At 71.5% G+C, this 17,226-nt stretch carries 17 protein-coding genes; 7 read left to right on the plus strand and 10 right to left on the minus strand.

All coding sequences use genetic code 11. From position 1 onward, the window contains the following. Positions 1-47: 47 nt before the first annotated feature. On the plus strand, positions 48-821 hold the full coding sequence (locus ABD357_RS36890; RefSeq protein WP_344395659.1) for an MBL fold metallo-hydrolase: 774 nt from the start codon (positions 48-50) through the stop codon (positions 819-821). Continuing rightward, a complete protein-coding gene (locus ABD357_RS36895; protein ID WP_344395660.1) occupies positions 818-1,432 on the plus strand; it encodes a DedA family protein in 615 nt (204 codons plus the stop codon). The genes ABD357_RS36890 and ABD357_RS36895 overlap by 4 nt, the downstream gene beginning before the upstream one ends. A gap of 37 nt (positions 1,433-1,469) precedes the next feature. Here the strand turns inward: ABD357_RS36895 and ABD357_RS36900 are convergent, their stop codons facing one another. The 4 genes from ABD357_RS36900 to ABD357_RS36915 all read right to left on the minus strand — a co-directional run bounded on the left by ABD357_RS36900 (position 1,470) and on the right by ABD357_RS36915 (position 6,129). After that, positions 1,470-2,615 carry an MBL fold metallo-hydrolase gene (locus tag ABD357_RS36900; RefSeq protein WP_344395661.1) on the minus strand — a complete coding sequence of 382 codons (1,146 nt, stop codon included), beginning with the start codon at positions 2,613-2,615 and terminating at the stop codon, positions 1,470-1,472. Continuing rightward, positions 2,612-3,847: an aminotransferase class I/II-fold pyridoxal phosphate-dependent enzyme gene (locus tag ABD357_RS36905; RefSeq protein WP_344395662.1), complete on the minus strand. Its 1,236-nt coding sequence runs from the start codon at positions 3,845-3,847 to the stop codon at positions 2,612-2,614. The genes ABD357_RS36900 and ABD357_RS36905 overlap by 4 nt, the downstream gene beginning before the upstream one ends. A gap of 85 nt (positions 3,848-3,932) precedes the next feature. After that, on the minus strand, positions 3,933-4,877 hold the full coding sequence (locus tag ABD357_RS36910) for a hypothetical protein (RefSeq protein ID WP_344395663.1): 945 nt from the start codon (positions 4,875-4,877) through the stop codon (positions 3,933-3,935). Positions 4,878-5,415: 538 nt separating this feature from the next. Beyond that, positions 5,416-6,129, minus strand: a complete 714-nt coding sequence (locus ABD357_RS36915; RefSeq protein WP_344395664.1) for an ANTAR domain-containing response regulator — start codon at positions 6,127-6,129, stop codon at positions 5,416-5,418. A 110-nt stretch (positions 6,130-6,239) separates the two neighbouring features. Between ABD357_RS36915 and ABD357_RS36920 the strand changes: the two genes are divergently transcribed. Further along, complete coding sequence (locus ABD357_RS36920; protein ID WP_344395665.1) at positions 6,240-7,370, plus strand: PAS domain-containing protein; 1,131 nt, start codon at positions 6,240-6,242, stop codon at positions 7,368-7,370. A gap of 190 nt (positions 7,371-7,560) precedes the next feature. On the opposite strand, the gene ABD357_RS36925 is transcribed toward ABD357_RS36920, so the two are convergent. Further along, positions 7,561-8,355: an RNA polymerase sigma factor SigF gene (locus ABD357_RS36925; RefSeq protein WP_344395666.1), complete on the minus strand. Its 795-nt coding sequence runs from the start codon at positions 8,353-8,355 to the stop codon at positions 7,561-7,563. 234 nt (positions 8,356-8,589) lie between these two features. Here ABD357_RS36925 and ABD357_RS36930 point away from each other — a divergent pair, with 234 nt between their 5' ends. Next, the gene (locus ABD357_RS36930) at positions 8,590-10,383 is read left to right on the plus strand and encodes a thiamine pyrophosphate-requiring protein (protein ID WP_344395667.1); all 1,794 of its coding nucleotides are present in this window, start codon (positions 8,590-8,592) and stop codon (positions 10,381-10,383) included. A 9-nt stretch (positions 10,384-10,392) separates the two neighbouring features. Here ABD357_RS36930 and ABD357_RS36935 read toward each other — a convergent pair whose 3' ends face one another. The 4 genes from ABD357_RS36935 to ABD357_RS36950 all read right to left on the minus strand — a co-directional run bounded on the left by ABD357_RS36935 (position 10,393) and on the right by ABD357_RS36950 (position 15,061). Beyond that, positions 10,393-11,070, minus strand: coding sequence for a response regulator transcription factor (locus ABD357_RS36935; protein ID WP_344395668.1), 678 nt, complete (start codon positions 11,068-11,070; stop codon positions 10,393-10,395). After that, entirely contained in the window at positions 11,067-12,395 is a 1,329-nt protein-coding gene (locus tag ABD357_RS36940) for a sensor histidine kinase (protein WP_344395669.1), read from the minus strand. Before ABD357_RS36940 ends, ABD357_RS36935 begins: the two co-directional genes overlap by 4 nt. Before the next feature lie 7 nt (positions 12,396-12,402). Next, positions 12,403-14,646, minus strand: coding sequence for an MMPL family transporter (locus ABD357_RS36945; protein ID WP_344395670.1), 2,244 nt, complete (start codon positions 14,644-14,646; stop codon positions 12,403-12,405). Positions 14,647-14,929: 283 nt separating this feature from the next. Continuing rightward, positions 14,930-15,061 carry a hypothetical protein gene (locus ABD357_RS36950; RefSeq protein WP_344395671.1) on the minus strand — a complete coding sequence of 44 codons (132 nt, stop codon included), beginning with the start codon at positions 15,059-15,061 and terminating at the stop codon, positions 14,930-14,932. Positions 15,062-15,196: 135 nt separating this feature from the next. On the opposite strand from ABD357_RS36950, the gene ABD357_RS36955 reads away from it, so the two are divergent. The 3 genes from ABD357_RS36955 (at position 15,197) to ABD357_RS36965 (ending at position 16,861) form a co-directional block, all read left to right on the plus strand. Next, positions 15,197-15,598 (plus strand): DUF2795 domain-containing protein, encoded by a 402-nt coding sequence (locus ABD357_RS36955; protein WP_344395672.1) that lies wholly within the window; start codon positions 15,197-15,199, stop codon positions 15,596-15,598. Between the two features lie 146 nt (positions 15,599-15,744). Beyond that, positions 15,745-16,185, plus strand: coding sequence for a CBS domain-containing protein (locus ABD357_RS36960; protein WP_344395673.1), 441 nt, complete (start codon positions 15,745-15,747; stop codon positions 16,183-16,185). A 136-nt stretch (positions 16,186-16,321) separates the two neighbouring features. After that, complete coding sequence (locus ABD357_RS36965; RefSeq protein WP_344395674.1) at positions 16,322-16,861, plus strand: type 1 glutamine amidotransferase domain-containing protein; 540 nt, start codon at positions 16,322-16,324, stop codon at positions 16,859-16,861. 42 nt (positions 16,862-16,903) lie between these two features. Here the strand turns inward: ABD357_RS36965 and ABD357_RS36970 are convergent, their stop codons facing one another. After that, positions 16,904-17,143: a DUF6158 family protein gene (locus tag ABD357_RS36970; protein ID WP_344395675.1), complete on the minus strand. Its 240-nt coding sequence runs from the start codon at positions 17,141-17,143 to the stop codon at positions 16,904-16,906. Between the last annotated feature and the right edge of the window lie 83 nt (positions 17,144-17,226).

The raw sequence follows: 17,226 nt of genomic DNA on the forward strand, positions 1-17,226 counted from the left end.
CCCCTGCCCGTAGGCTCTGGGGGAGTCGCGCGAAGGGAGCAAAGGGGGTGCCGGTGGAGATCACCTGGTGGGGTCACGCGACCTGCACGGTCGAGGACTCGGGCGTGCGCCTGCTGACCGACCCGTTGTTCGCGCGTCGGCTCGCTCATCTACGCCGGCGCCGCGGGGCCGCGCCCCCGCCCGAGGCGGCGCTCGCGGACGCGGTCCTGGTCTCGCATCTGCACGCCGATCATCTGCACGTTCCCTCCCTGGGGCGGCTCGCCGCGGGCACCCGGGTGCTGGTGCCGAGGGGCGCCGCACGCGCCGTGCCCGGGCTGCGCAGGCTCGGCCATCTACGGCTCACGGAGGTCGCGCCGGGCGATGAGACGCGGGTCGGTGACCTGGTCGTACGGGCCGTGCCGGCGCGGCACGACGGGCGGCGGCTGCCGCTCGGGCCGCATCGTGCGCCCGCCCTCGGCTATGTCGTCGAGGGCGAGGGGCGGACGTACTTCGCCGGGGACACCGGCCTGTTCGAGGCGATGGCCAAGGAGGTCGGTCCCGTCGACGTGGCGCTGCTGCCGGTCGGTGGCTGGGGGCCGTATCTCGGGGAGGGGCATCTGGACGCCGGACGGGCCGCCGAGGCGCTGGTCCGGCTGCTGCCGGGCAGCGCGGTCCCGGTGCACTACGGCACGTACTGGCCGATCGGCATGGACGCCGTGCGCCCCCATGAATTCCACGCGCCGGGCCCGGAGTTCATGCGCCTGGCGCGCGAGAGGGCGCCCGAGGTGGCGGTGCATCTATTGGGGCACGGCGAGAGCGTACGGCCGGAGGTCGCGCGGTGATCCTGTCCGCGGCGGCCACGTCGCCGGAGGCGACCCAGCAGGCGGTCGGCTATCCGTCGTTGTTCCTGCTGGTGCTGATCGGGGCGCTGGTGCCGGTGGTGCCCACGGGCGCGCTGGTGAGCTCGGCCGCGGTGGTGGCCTTCCATCAGACGGCGCCGTTCTCGCTGCTGATGGTGTTCGCGGTGGCGTCGGTCGCGGCCTTCCTCGGTGACATCGCGCTGTACTGGCTCGGGAAGCGCGGGATGGGCTCGAAGAACGGCTCACGGTGGCTGCAGGCACTGCGTGATCGCGCCCCGGAGGACCGGCTCGCACAGGCACAGGAGCGGCTCGATGCGCACGGGGTGACCGTGCTGGTGGTGTCGCGGCTGGTTCCGGCGGGGCGGATTCCGGTGATGCTGGCGTGTCTGATGGCCCGGATGCCGATGCGGCAGTTCGTACGGGGGGATGTGCCGGCCTGCCTTGCGTGGGCGGTGACGTATCAGCTCATCGGGATCCTGGGGGGCTCGCTGTTCAAGGAGCCCTGGCAGGGTGTGGTGGCAGCGGTGGTGCTCACGCTGGTGATCAGTGGCGCGCCGAGTGTGTGGCGCAGGTTTCGTAAGTCCATGGCGTAAGTCCGTGGCCTGAACGCTTCGTTCACGTGCCGTCTGTTCATGTCAGGATCCGGGATCCCCCCACCGGCAGGTCCCACAGGTCCTCACGGGCCAGGCCCGCCTGGTCCCAGGCCGCACGGACCCGTGTCAGCGGTTCGAGCACCGGCTCCGCCGACAGTACGAACGTGGCCCAGTGCATCGGTGCCATCCGTCTGGCCCCGAGGTCCTGGGCCGCGCGGACCGCCTCCTCGGGATCGCAGTGGACGTCGCTGAGCCACCAGCGGGGCTCGTATGCGCCGATCGGGAGGAGGGCCAGGTCGATGCCGGGGTAGCGGTCTCCGATGCGGGTGAACCAGTGGCCGTAGCCCGTGTCGCCCGCGAAGTAGACGCGTCTGCCGTCGGGTGCCGTGAGGATCCAGCCTCCCCACAGGGTGCGGCAGGTGTCGTGGAGGCTGCGCTTGGACCAGTGGTGGGCGGGGACGAAGTCGAAGCGGACTCCGCCCGCCCGTCTCCCACCCCCACCCTCAGCCGAGGCGCCTGCGGCGCCGCCCCTCGGATGCAGTTCCGCCGTTTCCCACCAGTCGAGTTCGGTGACGCGGGTGAAGCGGCGGCGCCGGAACCAGCCGCCGAGCGCGGCCGGGACGAAGACGGGGGTGTCCCGCGGGAGCCTGCGCAGGGTCGGGGCGTCCAGGTGGTCATAGTGGTTGTGGCTGATGACGACCGCGTCGACGCGCGGCAGTTCGCTCCAGGGCACGCCAACGGGCGTGACCCGGGCGGGAGTTCCGAGGATTTTGCGGGACCAGACCGGGTCGGTGAGGACGGTGAGCCCGCCGATCCGGATCACCCAGCTCGCGTGCCCGGCCCAGGAGACGGCGACGGTCTGCGCGTCCACGCGCGGCAGCGGGGCCGGCTCGTACGGCAGCCGGGGGATGTCGGCGAGGCCTTCGGGTGTCGGCCGCAGAGCGCCCTCGCGGGCGAAGCGTGCGAAGCCCCTGAGGCCCGGCAGCGGATCCGTCAGCCGGTCGGCGAAGGACCGCGGCCAGCGGCGGCGCTCGCCGGGCGGGCGGGGCGGGGCGAGTGGTGTTTCCGTTCCGGCACCGGGCACGGAGGAGGACACCGGCTCATCGGCACCCGTGGACGAGGAGGAGGCCGCCATAGACACGGACGTGGTGGTCGTCGAGGTCGACTCGGACTGCTGCGTCATCGAGGGGACTCCCATCGCCGGGCGTCGTCGCGGAGATCGTCGAATACCGATCCCAGCAGAGTCAACGCGCTTTCCACATGCGGCAATTCCAGAGGTTCCGGTGACGTGAGAGACGCCATCCGCTCCTCGTCCGTTGCTCCGAGGAGCGGGCCGGTGGTCAGGCGGACGCGCAGGGCGCCGAGGTCGTCGCCGAAGCGGTGGCCGCCGGGGGCGGGCATGCCGAGGCGGGCGGTGAGGAAGTCCTCCAGTTCCTGTGCGTCGCCCACGCCATACTCGGTGAGCGCGGGGCGCAGCGGGCCCAGGTCCGCGTACAGATGGCGCCCGGCCTGCGGGGGCCGGGCGAGGGCACCCCCTGTCACCACGGCATGGTGCGCGGCGGCGGCCACGCGGGCATGCAGCCGTACGGACGCGGTGAGCCGCAGGCTGATGTCCTCGGGCTCGCCGAGTGCGTACGCGGCGGCTTCGGCGACCGGTGTCGCGAGGCGGGCGCCGAGCGCGGTCAGGACGTCGAGGACACGGTCGCGCAGCCGGACGCCGAGGTCGTTGTCGGGGAAACGGGCCAGGGCGGCCGGCCAGCCGGGCGGCAGGAACGGGCCGGCCAGATCGGTCATCACCGTGACCTGGCCGGGAAGCATCTCGGCGGGGCTCAGCAGGACCGTGTCGTGCGGCTCGTGCAGGGTGTCGCGCCAGGTCTCGTCGCTGATCAGGTGCAGCCCCTCCCCCGCGGCGGCCTCCACGGTCTCGTGGACCACTTCGGGCGGGGCGACGGTGGCGGTGGGGTCGTCGGCGACGGAGAGCACCAGCAGCCGTGGGTCGCCGCCCTCGGCGCGCACCCGGCGCACGGTCTCCAGGAGGGCGTAGGGATCGGGGACCCCGCCGCACTCGGCGGATGTCGCCACATGGAACACGGAGGTGCCGAGCAGCCGGGCCGTGGGCCGCCACCAGGCGGCGCAGGGGCGCGGCACCAGGACGTCGCCGCCGAGTGCGGCGGTCAGCGCGAGGAGCAGGGCCGGGGCACCGGGGGCCGCGGCCGTGCGGTGGCGCTCTGCGGGCAGTCCGCGCCGGTCCCAGTACGCGCAGGCCGCGTCCAGGAGCCGGGGGCCGCCGCCGGTGGGTTCGGTGTGCGCACCGGCCGCGGCGGCGGTGAGTCCCGGTGGGACCGGCAGCCCCTGGCCGGGAAGCGGTGGGCCGTAGCGGACGGGGCCGTGCCCTTCCGGATCCGTCCGCCGCATGGTCGCCTCCGCGCAGTGATCCGTGGTTCCTACGGTGCCGGTTGTGTCTCTGAGCAGTGAGTACCCACCGTCACGCGTCATCAACTCAACGGTTCGCGGATGACTCCCTGCGCAGCAGCTTGTGTACGGCGGCGCCGAGCGCGCCCGCGACGAGGACGCCGCCGGCGGCTAGGGCGGCCGGGGAGTCGGTGAACGCGCCGCCCGCGCCCGCGCGCACCCCGTGCGGGTGGTGGGAACCGTCTCGCGACACCGTGAACGTCGCGCTCCACTCCGCCTCCTTGCCGCCGGGCGGCGCCGGGCAGGCACCGTCGACGCTCCACTCGGAGGTGCCGGCCTTGTGGGCTCCGCCCTTCTCGAAGTTCGCGGCGGGCGCGATCCGGGCGGTGCCGCTGTAGGCGGGGCCCGCCGCCTCGCCCTTGCCCTTGCCCTTGGCCAGGTGCAGCTTGGCGGTGCCGTGCTCGAAGGCCTGCGAGTGGGCGTCGATGCTCTTGGGCGCGGTCCCGCCGAGCACTCCGCAGGACACGGAGACGGTGACGGTGCCGCCGGGGGCGACGGTGCGAGGGCTGACCTCGGCGACCGGGTGCGTTGCCGAGGCTCCGGCCGACACCCCGGGCGACACCCCGGCCGATGAATCGGGCGGTGTCCCGGCCCAGTCGTCGGCCGGCATCCCGGGCGACGCACCGGCCGAATCCTCGGTCGGCTGCCCGGCCGCATCCTCCGCCGGCACACCGCCCGATTCATCGGCCCACAGGTCGGCCGAATCCTCCGCCAACTCGTCGGACGGCTCTTCGTCCGGAATCGGGGGCGCGTCCGTCGGCTCCTCCTCCGGAACCCAGGCCGGGCCTGTGGCCGACTCATCGGCGGGAACGCCCGCCGACTCGTCGGCCGGACCGGTGGCCTGCTCCTGGCCCGGAACCCTGGCCCGTTCCTCGACCGGGACTGCAGCCGACGCGGCGGTGCCCAGGCCGACGGCGACGACGGCGGTGGTGGTGGCGACTGCGGTGGACAGAGCGCGGACTGTGCGGCGCATGGACTGGGCTCCTTCGGCCGAAGGCGGGGGCCTTCCGCGCCCCCCGAGGGGCGGCGGAGGAGGGGCACAGCCTTCGTGCCCCGTAGCCCATCAGAGCCCGGCCGTCGCCGGGGCGCGCGCGGCCGGGCACCATTCGTGCCACGGGGGCGGCCGAGTGGGTGACGGCGTGCGGCGCGATGCCGTCCCTGGGCGGGTGCGGGTTGGGGTTTTTCTTTCCCCAGCCCCGCCCCTTCCCGAAACTGGGGGCTGTGCCCCCAGGCCCCCCACCAGGGGGTGGGGTGTGACACTGCGTGTCGCGGCTGCGGGGGCGTCGTGGCTGGTCGCGCAGTTCCCCGCGCCCCTGAAAAACCAAAGCCTGCGACTCCCGGCGCCCCGAGCAAGCCCGTACCCCCAACTATCCGCAGCTTCCCACCGGCCCACGGCCCCGCACCCACCACCCACCCCAGGGGCGCGGGGCTGTGACATCAGCGGCTCCGCCGCGGGGCGCGACCAGCCACCCACACACCCGCACCTTCAAACCGCACCCCAAGCGGAGCGCTTACGCCAGCGACACCAGTTCCTGCTCCAAGCCGCGCCCCCTGGTCTCGACCAGGGACGAGGCGACGTCGGACAGTTTGCGGTTGGTGCCCTGTGAGACGCGGCGCAGGACCGCGAAGGCCTCGTCCGCGTCGCAGGCCAGTACGTGCATGATGATGCCGCAGGCCTGGTCGACGACCGGCCGGGTACGCAACGCGGCGCCCAGCTGGTCGAGTTCGGTCAGCGCGGCGCGGTAGGAGCGGTCGCGTACGAGACTGCTCGCGGCGAGGTCGCCGAGGGCCCGGGCGGGACCGTGCGAGGCGTCCTCGAGGGCGTCCGGGCGGAAGCTGTACAGGCTGAGGGTCACTGTCAGTCCCGCGCGCCGGAAGGGCATCGTGACGCAGGAGCGTACGCCCGCGTCGAGCGCCACGGCCCGGTACTGCGGCCAGCGCTCCGCACGCAGGAGGTCACCCGTCTCGACGGTTTCACCGCCGTCCACGGCGACGGGGATCGGCCCCTCGCCGGAGCGGAGCTGGACCGAGACGAGGCCCGCCAGATCGGGGTGGGTCACAGCGGCCGGCCGCTCCGTACCACCGTTGGAAAACGTGGTGCTCGCGCCGCAGCAGTCGCTGGTGCAGCGCACGGCCTGCTCGGCGAGTTCCGACAGCCGACGAGCAGGAAGTGCGGACTCCGGGGACTCCGTGCCCAGATGGCCGTTGTGCTCGGTGTCCGGCATGGTTTCACCTCCTTGCCTTGTGGCCTGCCCACACACTCTCGGGGAAAACGAAAATGAGAGGTTCCACTCTGGCCGCCCCGCAGTGACCGGGGACGGGATACGTTCGGTGCATGGCGCAGACGGATGAGTTCGGCGAAGAACTTGAGGATTTCGTGCGCCGTGTCGCGGAGTTGAAGGCGGCGCGGTCGGTACCGAGCGGCGACCTTCAGACAGTGCTCGACGCGGCACTTTTTGAACTTGACCATGTGGCCGGCCAGTTGTGGCCGTGGTACGAGCGGCTGAGCTCGGGCGGCACACCCAATGGGCCCTCCACCGACCGCCAGGAGCAGCAGCTGTTGCGGGCGATTTTCCAGCGCCTCCCCCTGCCCGTCGCACTGATGGACCGCGAGACGGTGGTCCGCAGACTCAACCACGCAGCGGCCGAGTTCACCGGGATACGGTCGGGCTATGCGACGGGCCGGCCGCTGACCGGTTTCCTCGCGCACGCGGACCGGGCCGCGTTCCGTTCCCAGGTCGCGGCGGTGGCGCGGGGTGAGGGCGACCGCAGTCTCACCGTTCACCTTCAGCAACGCCCTTCCGCTTCCGTGCGCGCGACGCTCACCGCGGTGCGGACGAGCGGCGAGCCGCGTAGCTCCGTACTCATGGTGCTGCAGCCCTCGGGGACGCGGATGCCTGCGGGCGATGGCGTCCCCGGTCCGCTGCCGGACCTCGCCGAGACGACTCGGCACGCGGCCCAGCTGGACCTGGTGGACGCCATGTCCACGGCCTTGCTGGCCGAGCCCGCGAAGACCCGGGCCGCCGTGCTGGAGCAGGCGGCCCGAGTGCTGCACGGACGGTTCGCGGACTGGGTGATCGCCGACGAGGGGGCCGCGCGGCTGTGCCGTATGACCGTCCTCGGGCCGACGGACCGGCCCGGCACGCAGGTCGAGGACCTCCAGGCGCAGGATCCCGCCTCGTGCCCGCTCGTCGTCGAGGCGGCACGCGGCGGGTCCACGGCACTCCAGGTCCGCCCGGAGGACCCCGGCGCCTTCGGCAAGGACGCCTCGGGCGCCCCCGTCCTGGTCAGCGCGAACGTCACATCGCTGCTGTGCGTCCCGCTGACCGTGAACGGCGCCGTGCAGGCCGTCCTCACCCTGTTCCGCTGCGGCGCCCGGCTCGCGTTCTCGATGGCCGAGGCACAGATACTGGACATGATGTCCCGTCATATAGCCCTGGCAGTGAGGAACTTGGACCGCCGCTAAGTGCGGTCCCGCACCCCTGAAGGAGGCCGCAGGCCTTCCTTTTCAGGGGCGCGGGGCTGTATCAATTTGCGGCTCCGCCGCGATGGGGGTCCCCCCTCTCGCGCCAAGCCGAGAGGGGGGGAGGAGCCGGGAGTGGGAGAGCGAACAGCCACAGCAAACCCGCAGCTTCAAACCGGCCCAACCAGCGGAGCTACGCCGCGTCCTGCATGACCTGGTCCCGCAGCTTGCCGCAACAGCGGCTGATCAGCCGGGACACGTGCATCTGGGAGATGCCGAGCTGTTCGGCGATCCGGCTCTGCGTCATGTCGCCGAAGAACCGCATGTAGAGAATGGCCCGTTCGCGTTCGGGCAGCGCCTGCAGCCGGGGCTTGACCGCCTCGCGGTCGACGACGACGTCCAGGGACGGGTCGGAGGAGCCGAGCGCGTCACTCAGGGAGTATCCGTCCTCGCTGCCCGGGAGTTCGGCGTCGAGCGAGAGGGCGGTGAAACTCTCCAGCGCCTCAAGTCCGACGCGTACGTCCTCCTCGCTCATCTGCGCGTGCTCGGCGATCTCGGCGACCGTGGGTTGCCGGCCGGAGATCGTCTGGGACAGGTCCTGGCTCGCGAAACGGACCCGGTTGCGCAGGTCCTGGACCCGACGGGGCACGTGCAGAGTCCACATGTGGTCGCGGAAGTGCCGCTTGATCTCACCGGTGACGGTCGGCACGGCGTAACTCTCGAAGGCGTTGCCGCGCTCGGGGTCGTACCGGTCGACGGCCTTGACGAGACCGAGCGCCGCGACCTGGCGCAGGTCCTCGAAGCTCTCGCCGCGGCTGCGGAATCGTCCCGCGAGCCGCTCCGCCATAGGAAGCCAGGCTTCGACGATCTCCGCCCGCAGGGTGTCGCGCTGCTGTCCGGGAGGAAGCTTGGCGAGGGCGCGGAACGCCTCCGAGGTGTCGGGGGCGTCGTCGTGCGGGTGGTGCTTGGCGCTCGCGTGAGTCTGCATGGTGCGTCGCAACTCCCTTGAGTGATGCCTTGGATTGGACAGTCACCGTGGGAGCGCGCCTAGAGCCGACAGGCACACCCGTGGCAGGACTTCGCCGCTCCCACGGAATGTGCCTCCTGTCCGAAGCACTGACATTCGCTTGCCCCACTGCGCGGGCGGCAAACACCCGCAGGTTTTTCCGGCGGCGCGCGGGTGACTCGGGGCGGTACAGCCGTCACCTCCGGGAGGTCCCGCATGAGCACCAAGGTCGCCGACCATGTCCTGCAGCGCCTGCGCGAATGGGGCGTAGAACACGTGTTTGGTTATCCAGGGGATGGCATCAACGGTCTCCTCGCCGCCTGGGGCCGGGCCGAGGACCACCCCACGTTCATCCAGTCGCGGCACGAGGAGATGTCCGCGTTCGAAGCGGTCGGCTACGCGAAGTTCGGGGGCCGGCTCGGAGTGTGCACGGCGACCTCGGGACCCGGCGCGATTCATCTGCTCAACGGCCTGTACGACGCCAAGCTCGACCATGTGCCGGTGCTGGCGATCGTCGGCCAGACGCACCGTACGGCGATGGGCGGCTCGTACCAGCAGGAGGTCGATCTGCACACGCTGTTCAAGGACGTGGCCTCCGACTTCGTCGAGACGGTGATGGTGCCCGAGCAGCTGCCGAACGTCCTGGACCGGGCGATCCGCACCGCCTACGCGCGCCGCGCCCCGACCGCCGTGATCATCCCCGGAGACGTCCAGGACCTCGACTACTCCGCCCCCACCCACGAGTTCAAGATGGTCCCCTCCAGCCTGGGCCGCAGCGAGTGGACCGCGATTCCTTCGCAGGAGTCGCTGGAGCGGGCGGCCGAAGTCCTCAACTCCGGTGACAAGGTGGCCATTCTGATCGGCCAGGGCGCTGCCGGGGCCCAGCCCGAGGTGGAGCGGATCGCCGAACTGCTCGGCGCGGGCGTCGCCAAGGCGCTGCTCGGCAAGGACGCGCTGAGCGACGAACTCCCTTACGTCACGGGCGCGATCGGTCTGCTCGGCACCCGGCCCTCGTACGAGCTGATGCGCGACTGCGACACCCTGCTGACCATCGGCTCCTCCTTCCCGTACACCCAGTTCATGCCGGAGTTCGGCAAGGCGAGGGGCGTGCAGATCGACATCGATCCGCACATGGTCGGGATGCGCTATCCGTACGAGGTGAATCTCGTGGGAGACGCGAAGGCGACCCTGGAGCGGCTGATCCCGCTGCTGGACGCGGACCGCGGGCGCGAGTGGTACGACACGGTGTGCGCGAACGTGACGCGCTGGCGCGAGGTGATGGAGCGCCGGGCCCAGCTGTCCGCGGATCCGATCAACCCGGAGTACGTGGCCCGGGCGCTGGATCCGCTGCTGCCCGGCAACGCGATCGTCACGTCCGACTCGGGATCGCCTGCGAACTGGTACGCGCGCCACCTGACGCACCGGTCCGGGATGCGCTCCTCGCTGTCGGGGACCCTCGCCACGATGGGCTGCGGGGTGCCGTACGCGATCGGTGCGAAGTTCGCGCATCCGGACCGGCCCGCGATCGCGCTCGTCGGGGACGGGGCGATGCAGATGAACGGGCTCGCAGAGCTGATCACGGCCGCGAAGTACCGCGACCGCTGGGAGGATCCGCGGCTCGTCGTGGGTGTCTGGAACAACCATGACCTCAACCAGGTGACCTGGGAGATGCGCGCGATGGAGGGCGCCCCGTCGTTCCTGCCCTCGCAGGAGATCCCGGACGTGCAGTACGCCGCCTTCGCACGCTCCCTCGGGCTGACCGGTATCCGCGTGGAGAAGCCGGAGGATGTCGAGGCGGGCTGGCGTGCGGGCCTGGAGGCGGACGGTCCCGCGGTGATCGAATTCCTGACGGACCCTGCCGTACCGCCGGTCCCGCCGCACGCCACCTGGGAGCAGATGGAGGCCACCGCCGCCGCCATCCTGAAGGGCGACTTCGACCGCACGTCCATGGTCCGGCAGGGGTTCAAGGCCAAGATCCAGGAGTTCCTGCCGGGGCGCGACCGCCACTGATGGCCCTGACTAGCCGCCTTCGGGGGCGGCGTGGGCCAGGCCCGTCCGGTAGGCGATGACGACGAGTTGTGCCCGGTCGCGGGCCTGCAGCTTGGTCATGGCGCGCTGCACGTGGGCGCGGACGGTGAAGGGGCTGAGGAACATCCGCTCGGCGATCTCCTGGTTGGACAGGCCGGTCGCGACCTGGGCCACCATCTCGCGTTCGCGCGGGGTGAGCACGGCGAGCTGTTCGGCGTGGCGCGGCGGGGCGTTGTCCGGTGTGGCCAGGAAACGGGCGACCAGGGAGCGGGTCGCGGCGGGGGACAGAAGAGTGTCGCCGTCGGCGATCGTACGGACGGCGTCCGCCAGGTCCTCGGCTCCGATGCCCTTGCCGATGAAGCCGCCGGCCCCCGCGCGCAGCGCCTGAGCGACGTATTCGTCCGTCTCGTACGTGGTGAGGATCAGGATGCGGCTGGCACGCAGTTCCGGGTCCGCGCAGATCTGCGATGTGGCGGTGAGACCGTCCACCTCGGGCATACGGATGTCCATGATCACCACGTCCGGGCGCAGCTCCCGGGTGAGTCTCACCGCCTCCCTGCCGTCGCCGGCCTCGCCGACCACGGTGATGTCGTCGGCGCTGTCGAGAAGCATCCGGAAGGCACCGCGCAGCAGGGCCTGATCGTCGGCGAGCAGCACCCTGAGCGTCACGGCGCATCCCCGGCCTCTCCGTCGCCCGTCGGTCCGTCGCCTGACGCTCCGTCGGCCATCCGCCCCTCCAAGGTGGTTGTTGCTCCGTCAGTGCTCCGTGTCGTGTCCTTGGCGGGCGGGAGGGGCAGTTGGGTGGAGACGAGGAAGCCGCCCTCCGGGCGCCTGCCCGCCCAGAGGCGTCCCCCGACCGCGGTGGCACGTTCACGCATCCCGATCAGACCGTAACCGGGCGGACGGTCCAACGCCGTGGACCCACTCGGTCCCGTGGATGCGGTCGACACCGTACGGGCGCCTCCTCCGTCGTCGGCGACGGTGATGGTCACGCGATCGCGGTTGAAGGCGAGGCGCACCCGGGCGCTGCCAGTACCGGCGTGCTTGGTCACGTTGGTCAGGGCCTCCTGGACGATGCGGTAGGCGGTGAGGTCCACTCCCGGCGGCAGCGGCCTGGCCGTGCCCTCCTGGTGCACCGACACCTCCAGACCCGCGCGGCGGAAGGACTCGAGGAGCGTGGGAAGCCGGGAAAGGCCGGGCGCCGGTTCAACTGGCCCGCCCGCGTCCCCGGACTGACGCAGCAGACCGACCGTGGCCCGCAGTTCGTCGAGCGCGTGGCCGGTGGTCTCGACGAGCTCCTTGAGGCTCTTGCGAGTCTGCTCCGGGCGGGCGTCGAAGAGGTGGGCGGCGACTGTGGCCTGCGCGTTGGCCAGGGTGATCTGATGGGCCACCAGGTCGTGCAGTTCCCGGGCGATGCGCACCCGTTCCTCGGCCACTCTCCGGCGAGCCTCCCTGTCCCGGCTCTCCTCGGCCCGCCGGGCCCGCTCCTCCACGGCCGCCAGGTAGGCCCGTCGGTTCCGCACCGAGTGACCGAGTACGCCGGCCACCAGCGGGAACGCCGCCACCGCTCCCATCCTGCTCGCGTCCTTCCACGAGAAGTCCCCGAACAAAGGGATGGCCGCGACCAGCGCTGCGGAAGTGACTGACACCGCGCTCGCCGCGCGCCGTTCGGTGCGCGCGACGAGCGAGTAGGAGTAGGCGCTGATCACAACGGGCGCCACGATGAGCGGGCTCAGCAGGAGGCCCAAGGGCTGCACCAGCACGCCGACCGCGGTCGTGGCCGCCAGGGCGGCCAGGGGCGCCCGGTGCCGCACCGGCAGCACGGCACAGGACACCACGGCGATGAAGTAGGCGGCGGCGGGCGGCGGGGACAGCGTGTCGTCGACCTGCACCACGCCGCCGAGCAGACAGAGCGCGAACGCCGTCGCCGTGATCGCCAACTCCCGCCACCACGTGCCGCGTTGTCGCGGGCCACCGCCACCCGTGTTCGTCATGGCCGGCTCAGTACCGTCCGACGGGGAGCCGCCGCACCGCTGCGTCGGGCCCGGTCGCGGAGGCCGGGGCATGCCTGCTCAGTGCCTCACCCTCGATATCGACATTCGGCAGCACGCGGTTCAGGATACGAGGCAGCCACCAGGCCCGGTGGCCGAGCAGTGCCAGGACCGCGGGTGCGATCGCCATCCGGACCACGAAGGCGTCGAAGGCGACGGCGGCGGCCAGACCGACGCCCATCGTCTGGATGGTCGGGCTGCTCATCCCGATGAATCCCGCGAACACGCTGATCATGATGATCGCCGCCGCGGCCACCACACGTCCGCTGTGCCGGAACCCGTTGACGATTGCCTCGCCGGGGGACGCGCCATGGACGTAGGCCTCCCGCATCCGCGTGAGGAGGAAGACCTCGTAGTCCATGGCGAGGCCGAACACTATGCCGATGATGAGAATCGGCATCAGCGACATGACCGGTCCGGTCTGTTCGATGCCGAGCAGGTCTGCCGCCCAGCCCCACTGGAAGACGGCGACGAGGACGCCGAAGGCGGCACCCACCGACAGCAGGAAGCCGAGCGCGGCCTTGACCGGGACCAGGACCGAGCGGAAGACCACCATCAGCAGGAGCACCGCCAGGCCGATGACCACGGTCAGATAGGGGATGAGGGCGTCGGACATGGCTTCGGAAATGTCGATGTTCATCGCGGTGGTGCCGGTCACCAGGACGGCGGCGCCCGTGCCGGCCTCGACGCCGGAGACCGCGCCCCGGATCGCGTGCACCAGGTCCTTGGTCTCGCCGCTGTTCGGCGCGGTCTGCGGGACGGCGGTGAGGACGGCCGTGTCCTTGGTCCGGCTGAGAACCGGATCACCGACCGACGCGACCCCGTCCACTCCCCGTACGGTCTTGACGACCAGGTCCGTGGTGGCCCGGGTGTCCGCGGACTCCGGCATGTCCACGACCACGGTCAACGGGCCGTTGAAGCCGGGGCCGAAGCCTTCCGACAGCAGGTCGTAGGCACGGCGCTGGGTGGTATCCACCGACTTGGACTCGTCTCCGGGCAGCCCGAGTTCGAGGCTCAGCGCCGGTAGGGCGACGGCCCCGAGACCGAGTACGGAGACCAACAGCACGGCCACCGGCCGGCGCAGCACGAACCGCGCCCAGCGGGTGCCGAGCCCGGGCCGGCCGGCCTCGGTGGGCACCGGGTGCGGGCGCTCGTTTCCCGGCCGGGTGGCCTTGCGGACACGGCGGGACAGCACCCGCCGGCCGAAGAAGCCGAACAGCGCGGGGACCAGGGTCAGTGCGACGAGTACGGCAAGGGCCACGGCGCCCGCGCCGCCCATGCCCATCTTGGTGAGTTCGGGGATTCCGACGACCCCCAGCCCGACCAGGGCGATGAAGACGGTCGCGCCGGCGAAGACGACGGCGGATCCGGCCGTGCCCACCGCCCGGCCGGCGGCCTCCTCAGGCTCGCTGCCCCGGGCGTGCTCGTCGCGGAAGCGGGAGGTGATGAAGAGTGCGTAGTCGATGCCGACCGCCAGCCCCAGCATCAGCGCCAGGATGGCGACGGTGGACGTCAGGCCCAGCGGGACGGCCAGCGCGGAGACCAGGCCGAAGGCGATGGCCACGCCCACGATGGCGGTCAGCAGCGACAATCCGGCCGCGACCAGCGACCCGAGGGCGAGGACCAGCACCACCGCCGCCACCGCCACGCCGATGATCTCCGTCGTACCGCCCGGTTCCTCTTCCGAGTCCAGGGCCGAGCCGCCGATCTCCACGGTCAGCCCCGCGTCCCGGGCACGGCTCGCGGCGTCCTCGAGGGCGCTCTTCGTCGGCTCGGTCAGGTCGACGGCGTCCGCGCTGTAGGTGACCGTGGAGTAGGCGATGGTGCCGTCCTCGCTGACAGCGCCGGTCTCATAGGGGTCGGTGGTCGACGCGACCTGATCTCCGCCGTCCAGCGAGCCGAGCGTGTCCTCGACGGCCGCCTTGTGCTCCCGGGCCGTCACCCGCTGCCCGTCCGGGGCCTGGAACACCAAACGGGCCTCGGCACCCTGGGAGTTGCTCTGGGGGAAGCGCTCGTCCAGCAGATCGAACGCCTTCTGCGACTCCGTGCCGGGCATGGAGAGGTCCTCTTCCTCCCCGGCCGGCGCCATGGCCGCGGCGGCGAGGGCCAGCACCAGGACAGCCAGCCACAGACCGCCTACAAGCCGGCGCCGCCGGAAGGCCCACCGTCCGATCCGGTAAAGAAATGTCGCCACCTTCTGATCACTCCAGACACCGCTAGGCAAGGGGAATGCGTGAGATTCACGCGCCTCCAACACTTGCCTCCGGCGCCCCGCCGGGCATCGTCCCCAGCCGCCGTCTCCCCCTGGTGCCCCCGGACCAGCTAGTCACGTGTCCTGGTGCCTACGCACTACAGGCCGACTTGGGCCGGGGCGGGGCTGGGTGCGGCACTTCCCCAAAGAAGTGCCGCACCCCAAGCCGATGGCGAAGGAGGTGCGGCCGGCGCCGGGGGCCGATGCCGTCCGGCTCGGTCACTGATCAGTGGGGCAGTGCGCGCCTTTCGGGTTCGTCGGGGTGCCGGGCCGGCGGGAGGAGCCACTCCTCGTATCGGCCGAGCGCCAGGACGACGCCGAGCATCAGGACCGGCATGATCACAGCGAATACCGCCATGGCCTTGTCCTTCCCCGGGAGAATTGCGATGAGGGGCGCAAATCGGGTCTCCAGGCCACGGGTGGACAAACCCTTCGTGTCGATATCGGGGGCGCGGGTACACGGGGGTCCACCCCCGAGTGTCTGGAGGGAGACATGCAGCGAGGCAGCGACCGGCTCAACGTCCACAAGGACGACGAGATGAAGCATGAACTGCAGGGCCTGCTCCGGTCGGGCCATCCGACCAGGACCGAGGAGTGGCACGACCCGGAGCCGACCGCCGACGACGACCTGTGGGTCGCGGGCGGACCGGTCAGGCCGGACGCCGGCCGGAGCTCCGAGGAGGCGGTGCGTTACGAACTGGCGCGACTGCTGGGCCGTACGGCCTTCCCCGCGGCCCCTCGTGAACTGATCCGTCTCCTGCGGAGCAGGTACGCACCCGACGGGCTCATCGAACCGCTGGAGCGGCTGCCGAGGAAGGCGGTCTACCACAACGCCCAGGAGCTGGCCGAAGCGGTCGTACGGGCCGCGAGCGGCGAGTCCGGCGAGAACCGGTGAGAGGTGAGCAGCGCTTGAGGAAACCGCGGCGAATCTGCGACGGAGGCATAGGCCGCCCCCGCAGGGGTACTGCGGGCGACATCACGCCGTCGTACCAGTAGCAGTGCCCCACCCCCGTACCGGGGAATGCAGGAAGGCCCACAGCCATGGCCCAGTTCGTGAGGGAAGTCATGACGCCAGGCGTCGTCGCGGTGCGTCCGGATGCCTCGCTCGTCGAAGCGGCGCAACTGATGCGCGCCCAGGACATCGGCGATGTCCTGGTGGCCGGGGATCGCAGCCTCCTCGGCGTTCTGACGGACCGTGACATCGCGCTGCGCGCGGTCGCGGACGGCGTCGACCCGCTGACGGTGAGCGCCCAGGCCGTGTGCACGCCGCACCCTGTGGTGATCGGTCCGGACGACGCGGTCTCGGCCGCGGTCGAGCTGATGCGCGAGCACGCCATACGCCGTCTGCCCGTCGTCGAGGACGGCCACCCGGTCGGCATGGTCAGCCTGGGCGACCTCGCGGTGTCCGAGGACCCCGGCTCGGCTCTGGCGGAGATCAGCCGCGCCGCGCCGGACGACTCACCGGGCAGCATGATCCGCTGAACCAGCGGGAGGAACGGCGGCCCGTGCCGGGAAGGGCGAGCCGCTAGGAAAGGACGTGCCGAGAGGACGGGTCGAGGACGGGGTCGAGAGTGGGCCTGTCTCCAGAGGACCTGTCTGGAGAGGACGTGGAGAACTGATGCGTATCGCGTTTCTGATGGCGCCGGAGGGCGTCGAGCAGATCGAACTCACCGACCCCTGGCAGGCCGTGATCGACTCGGGTCACGAACCCGTCCTGGTGTCCACGAAGCCCGGTCAGATCCAGGCGTTCCACCATCTCGACAAGGCCGATGTGTTCCCCGTGCAGGAGGTCGTGTCCGAGACGTCCGCGGGCTCCTTCGACGGCCTGGTGCTGCCGGGCGGCGTGGCAAACCCGGACGCGCTGCGCATGGACGGGCAGGCCGTGTCGTTCGTACGGGACTTCTTCGAGCAGGGCCGTCCGGTCGCCGCGATCTGCCATGCCCCGTGGACGCTCGTCGAGGCGGACGTGGTCCGCGGTCGCACCCTGACCTCGTGGCCGAGTCTGCGCACCGACATCCGCAACGCGGGCGCCACCTGGGTCGACGAGCAGGTCCAGGTCTGTGAGGCCGCGCCGTCCACGCTGGTCACCAGCCGCAAGCCGGACGACCTGAAGGTGTTCTGCGAGGCGTTCCTGGAGGAGTTCGCCAAGCGCCGCTAACCTACCGACCTACCGACCTGGCAGCCGAGCGCGGGGCGCTGCTCACGCCCCGCCCGGCTGCCGTTCCCGTTCCCGCGCGCCTTCCCGTGTCCGGCCCGGGGCCACAGGGCGGCGCGGATTCCGGCGCAGATACTCGCCCTCCAGCTGCGCCATCCGCTCGTTGTGAATGCGCAGCGCGTCGTTCGAACCGTGCAACAGCGTGTCGTGGCGTGTGCGGTGAATCGTCTCCAGCTCTTTCATCAGCTGCTGGTCGTCCAGAAGACCCGGGTCGACTCCGGTCATGGTGGCACCCCGATCGTCGTGTTCCTTCGAAGCGTCCGGGTACCCGCCCGGCAAGCAATATCCCGAACGGCATCCGGGAGGAA

The sequence above is a fragment of the Streptomyces vastus genome (assembly GCF_039532825.1).
In the GTDB taxonomy this organism is placed as follows: Bacteria; Actinomycetota; Actinomycetes; order Streptomycetales; family Streptomycetaceae; genus Streptomyces; species Streptomyces vastus.

What these genes read in the sequence shown, in the direction of transcription:
- ABD357_RS36915 (WP_344395664.1), bottom strand. Translation starts at nt 6,129, where the DNA reads ATGCCGGACACCGAGCACAACGGCCATCTGGGCACGGAGTCCCCGGAG.
- ABD357_RS36960 (WP_344395673.1), top strand. Translation starts at nt 15,745, where the DNA reads ATGGCCCAGTTCGTGAGGGAAGTCATGACGCCAGGCGTCGTCGCGGTG.
- ABD357_RS36940 (WP_344395669.1), bottom strand. Translation starts at nt 12,395, where the DNA reads ATGACGAACACGGGTGGCGGTGGCCCGCGACAACGCGGCACGTGGTGG.
- ABD357_RS36965 (WP_344395674.1), top strand. Translation starts at nt 16,322, where the DNA reads ATGCGTATCGCGTTTCTGATGGCGCCGGAGGGCGTCGAGCAGATCGAA.
- ABD357_RS36930 (WP_344395667.1), top strand. Translation starts at nt 8,590, where the DNA reads ATGAGCACCAAGGTCGCCGACCATGTCCTGCAGCGCCTGCGCGAATGG.
- ABD357_RS36900 (WP_344395661.1), bottom strand. Translation starts at nt 2,615, where the DNA reads ATGACGCAGCAGTCCGAGTCGACCTCGACGACCACCACGTCCGTGTCT.
- ABD357_RS36950 (WP_344395671.1), bottom strand. Translation starts at nt 15,061, where the DNA reads ATGGCGGTATTCGCTGTGATCATGCCGGTCCTGATGCTCGGCGTCGTC.
- ABD357_RS36925 (WP_344395666.1), bottom strand. Translation starts at nt 8,355, where the DNA reads ATGCAGACTCACGCGAGCGCCAAGCACCACCCGCACGACGACGCCCCC.
- ABD357_RS36955 (WP_344395672.1), top strand. Translation starts at nt 15,197, where the DNA reads ATGCAGCGAGGCAGCGACCGGCTCAACGTCCACAAGGACGACGAGATG.
- ABD357_RS36920 (WP_344395665.1), top strand. Translation starts at nt 6,240, where the DNA reads ATGGCGCAGACGGATGAGTTCGGCGAAGAACTTGAGGATTTCGTGCGC.
- ABD357_RS36910 (WP_344395663.1), bottom strand. Translation starts at nt 4,877, where the DNA reads ATGCGCCGCACAGTCCGCGCTCTGTCCACCGCAGTCGCCACCACCACC.
- ABD357_RS36970 (WP_344395675.1), bottom strand. Translation starts at nt 17,143, where the DNA reads ATGACCGGAGTCGACCCGGGTCTTCTGGACGACCAGCAGCTGATGAAA.
- ABD357_RS36905 (WP_344395662.1), bottom strand. Translation starts at nt 3,847, where the DNA reads ATGCGGCGGACGGATCCGGAAGGGCACGGCCCCGTCCGCTACGGCCCA.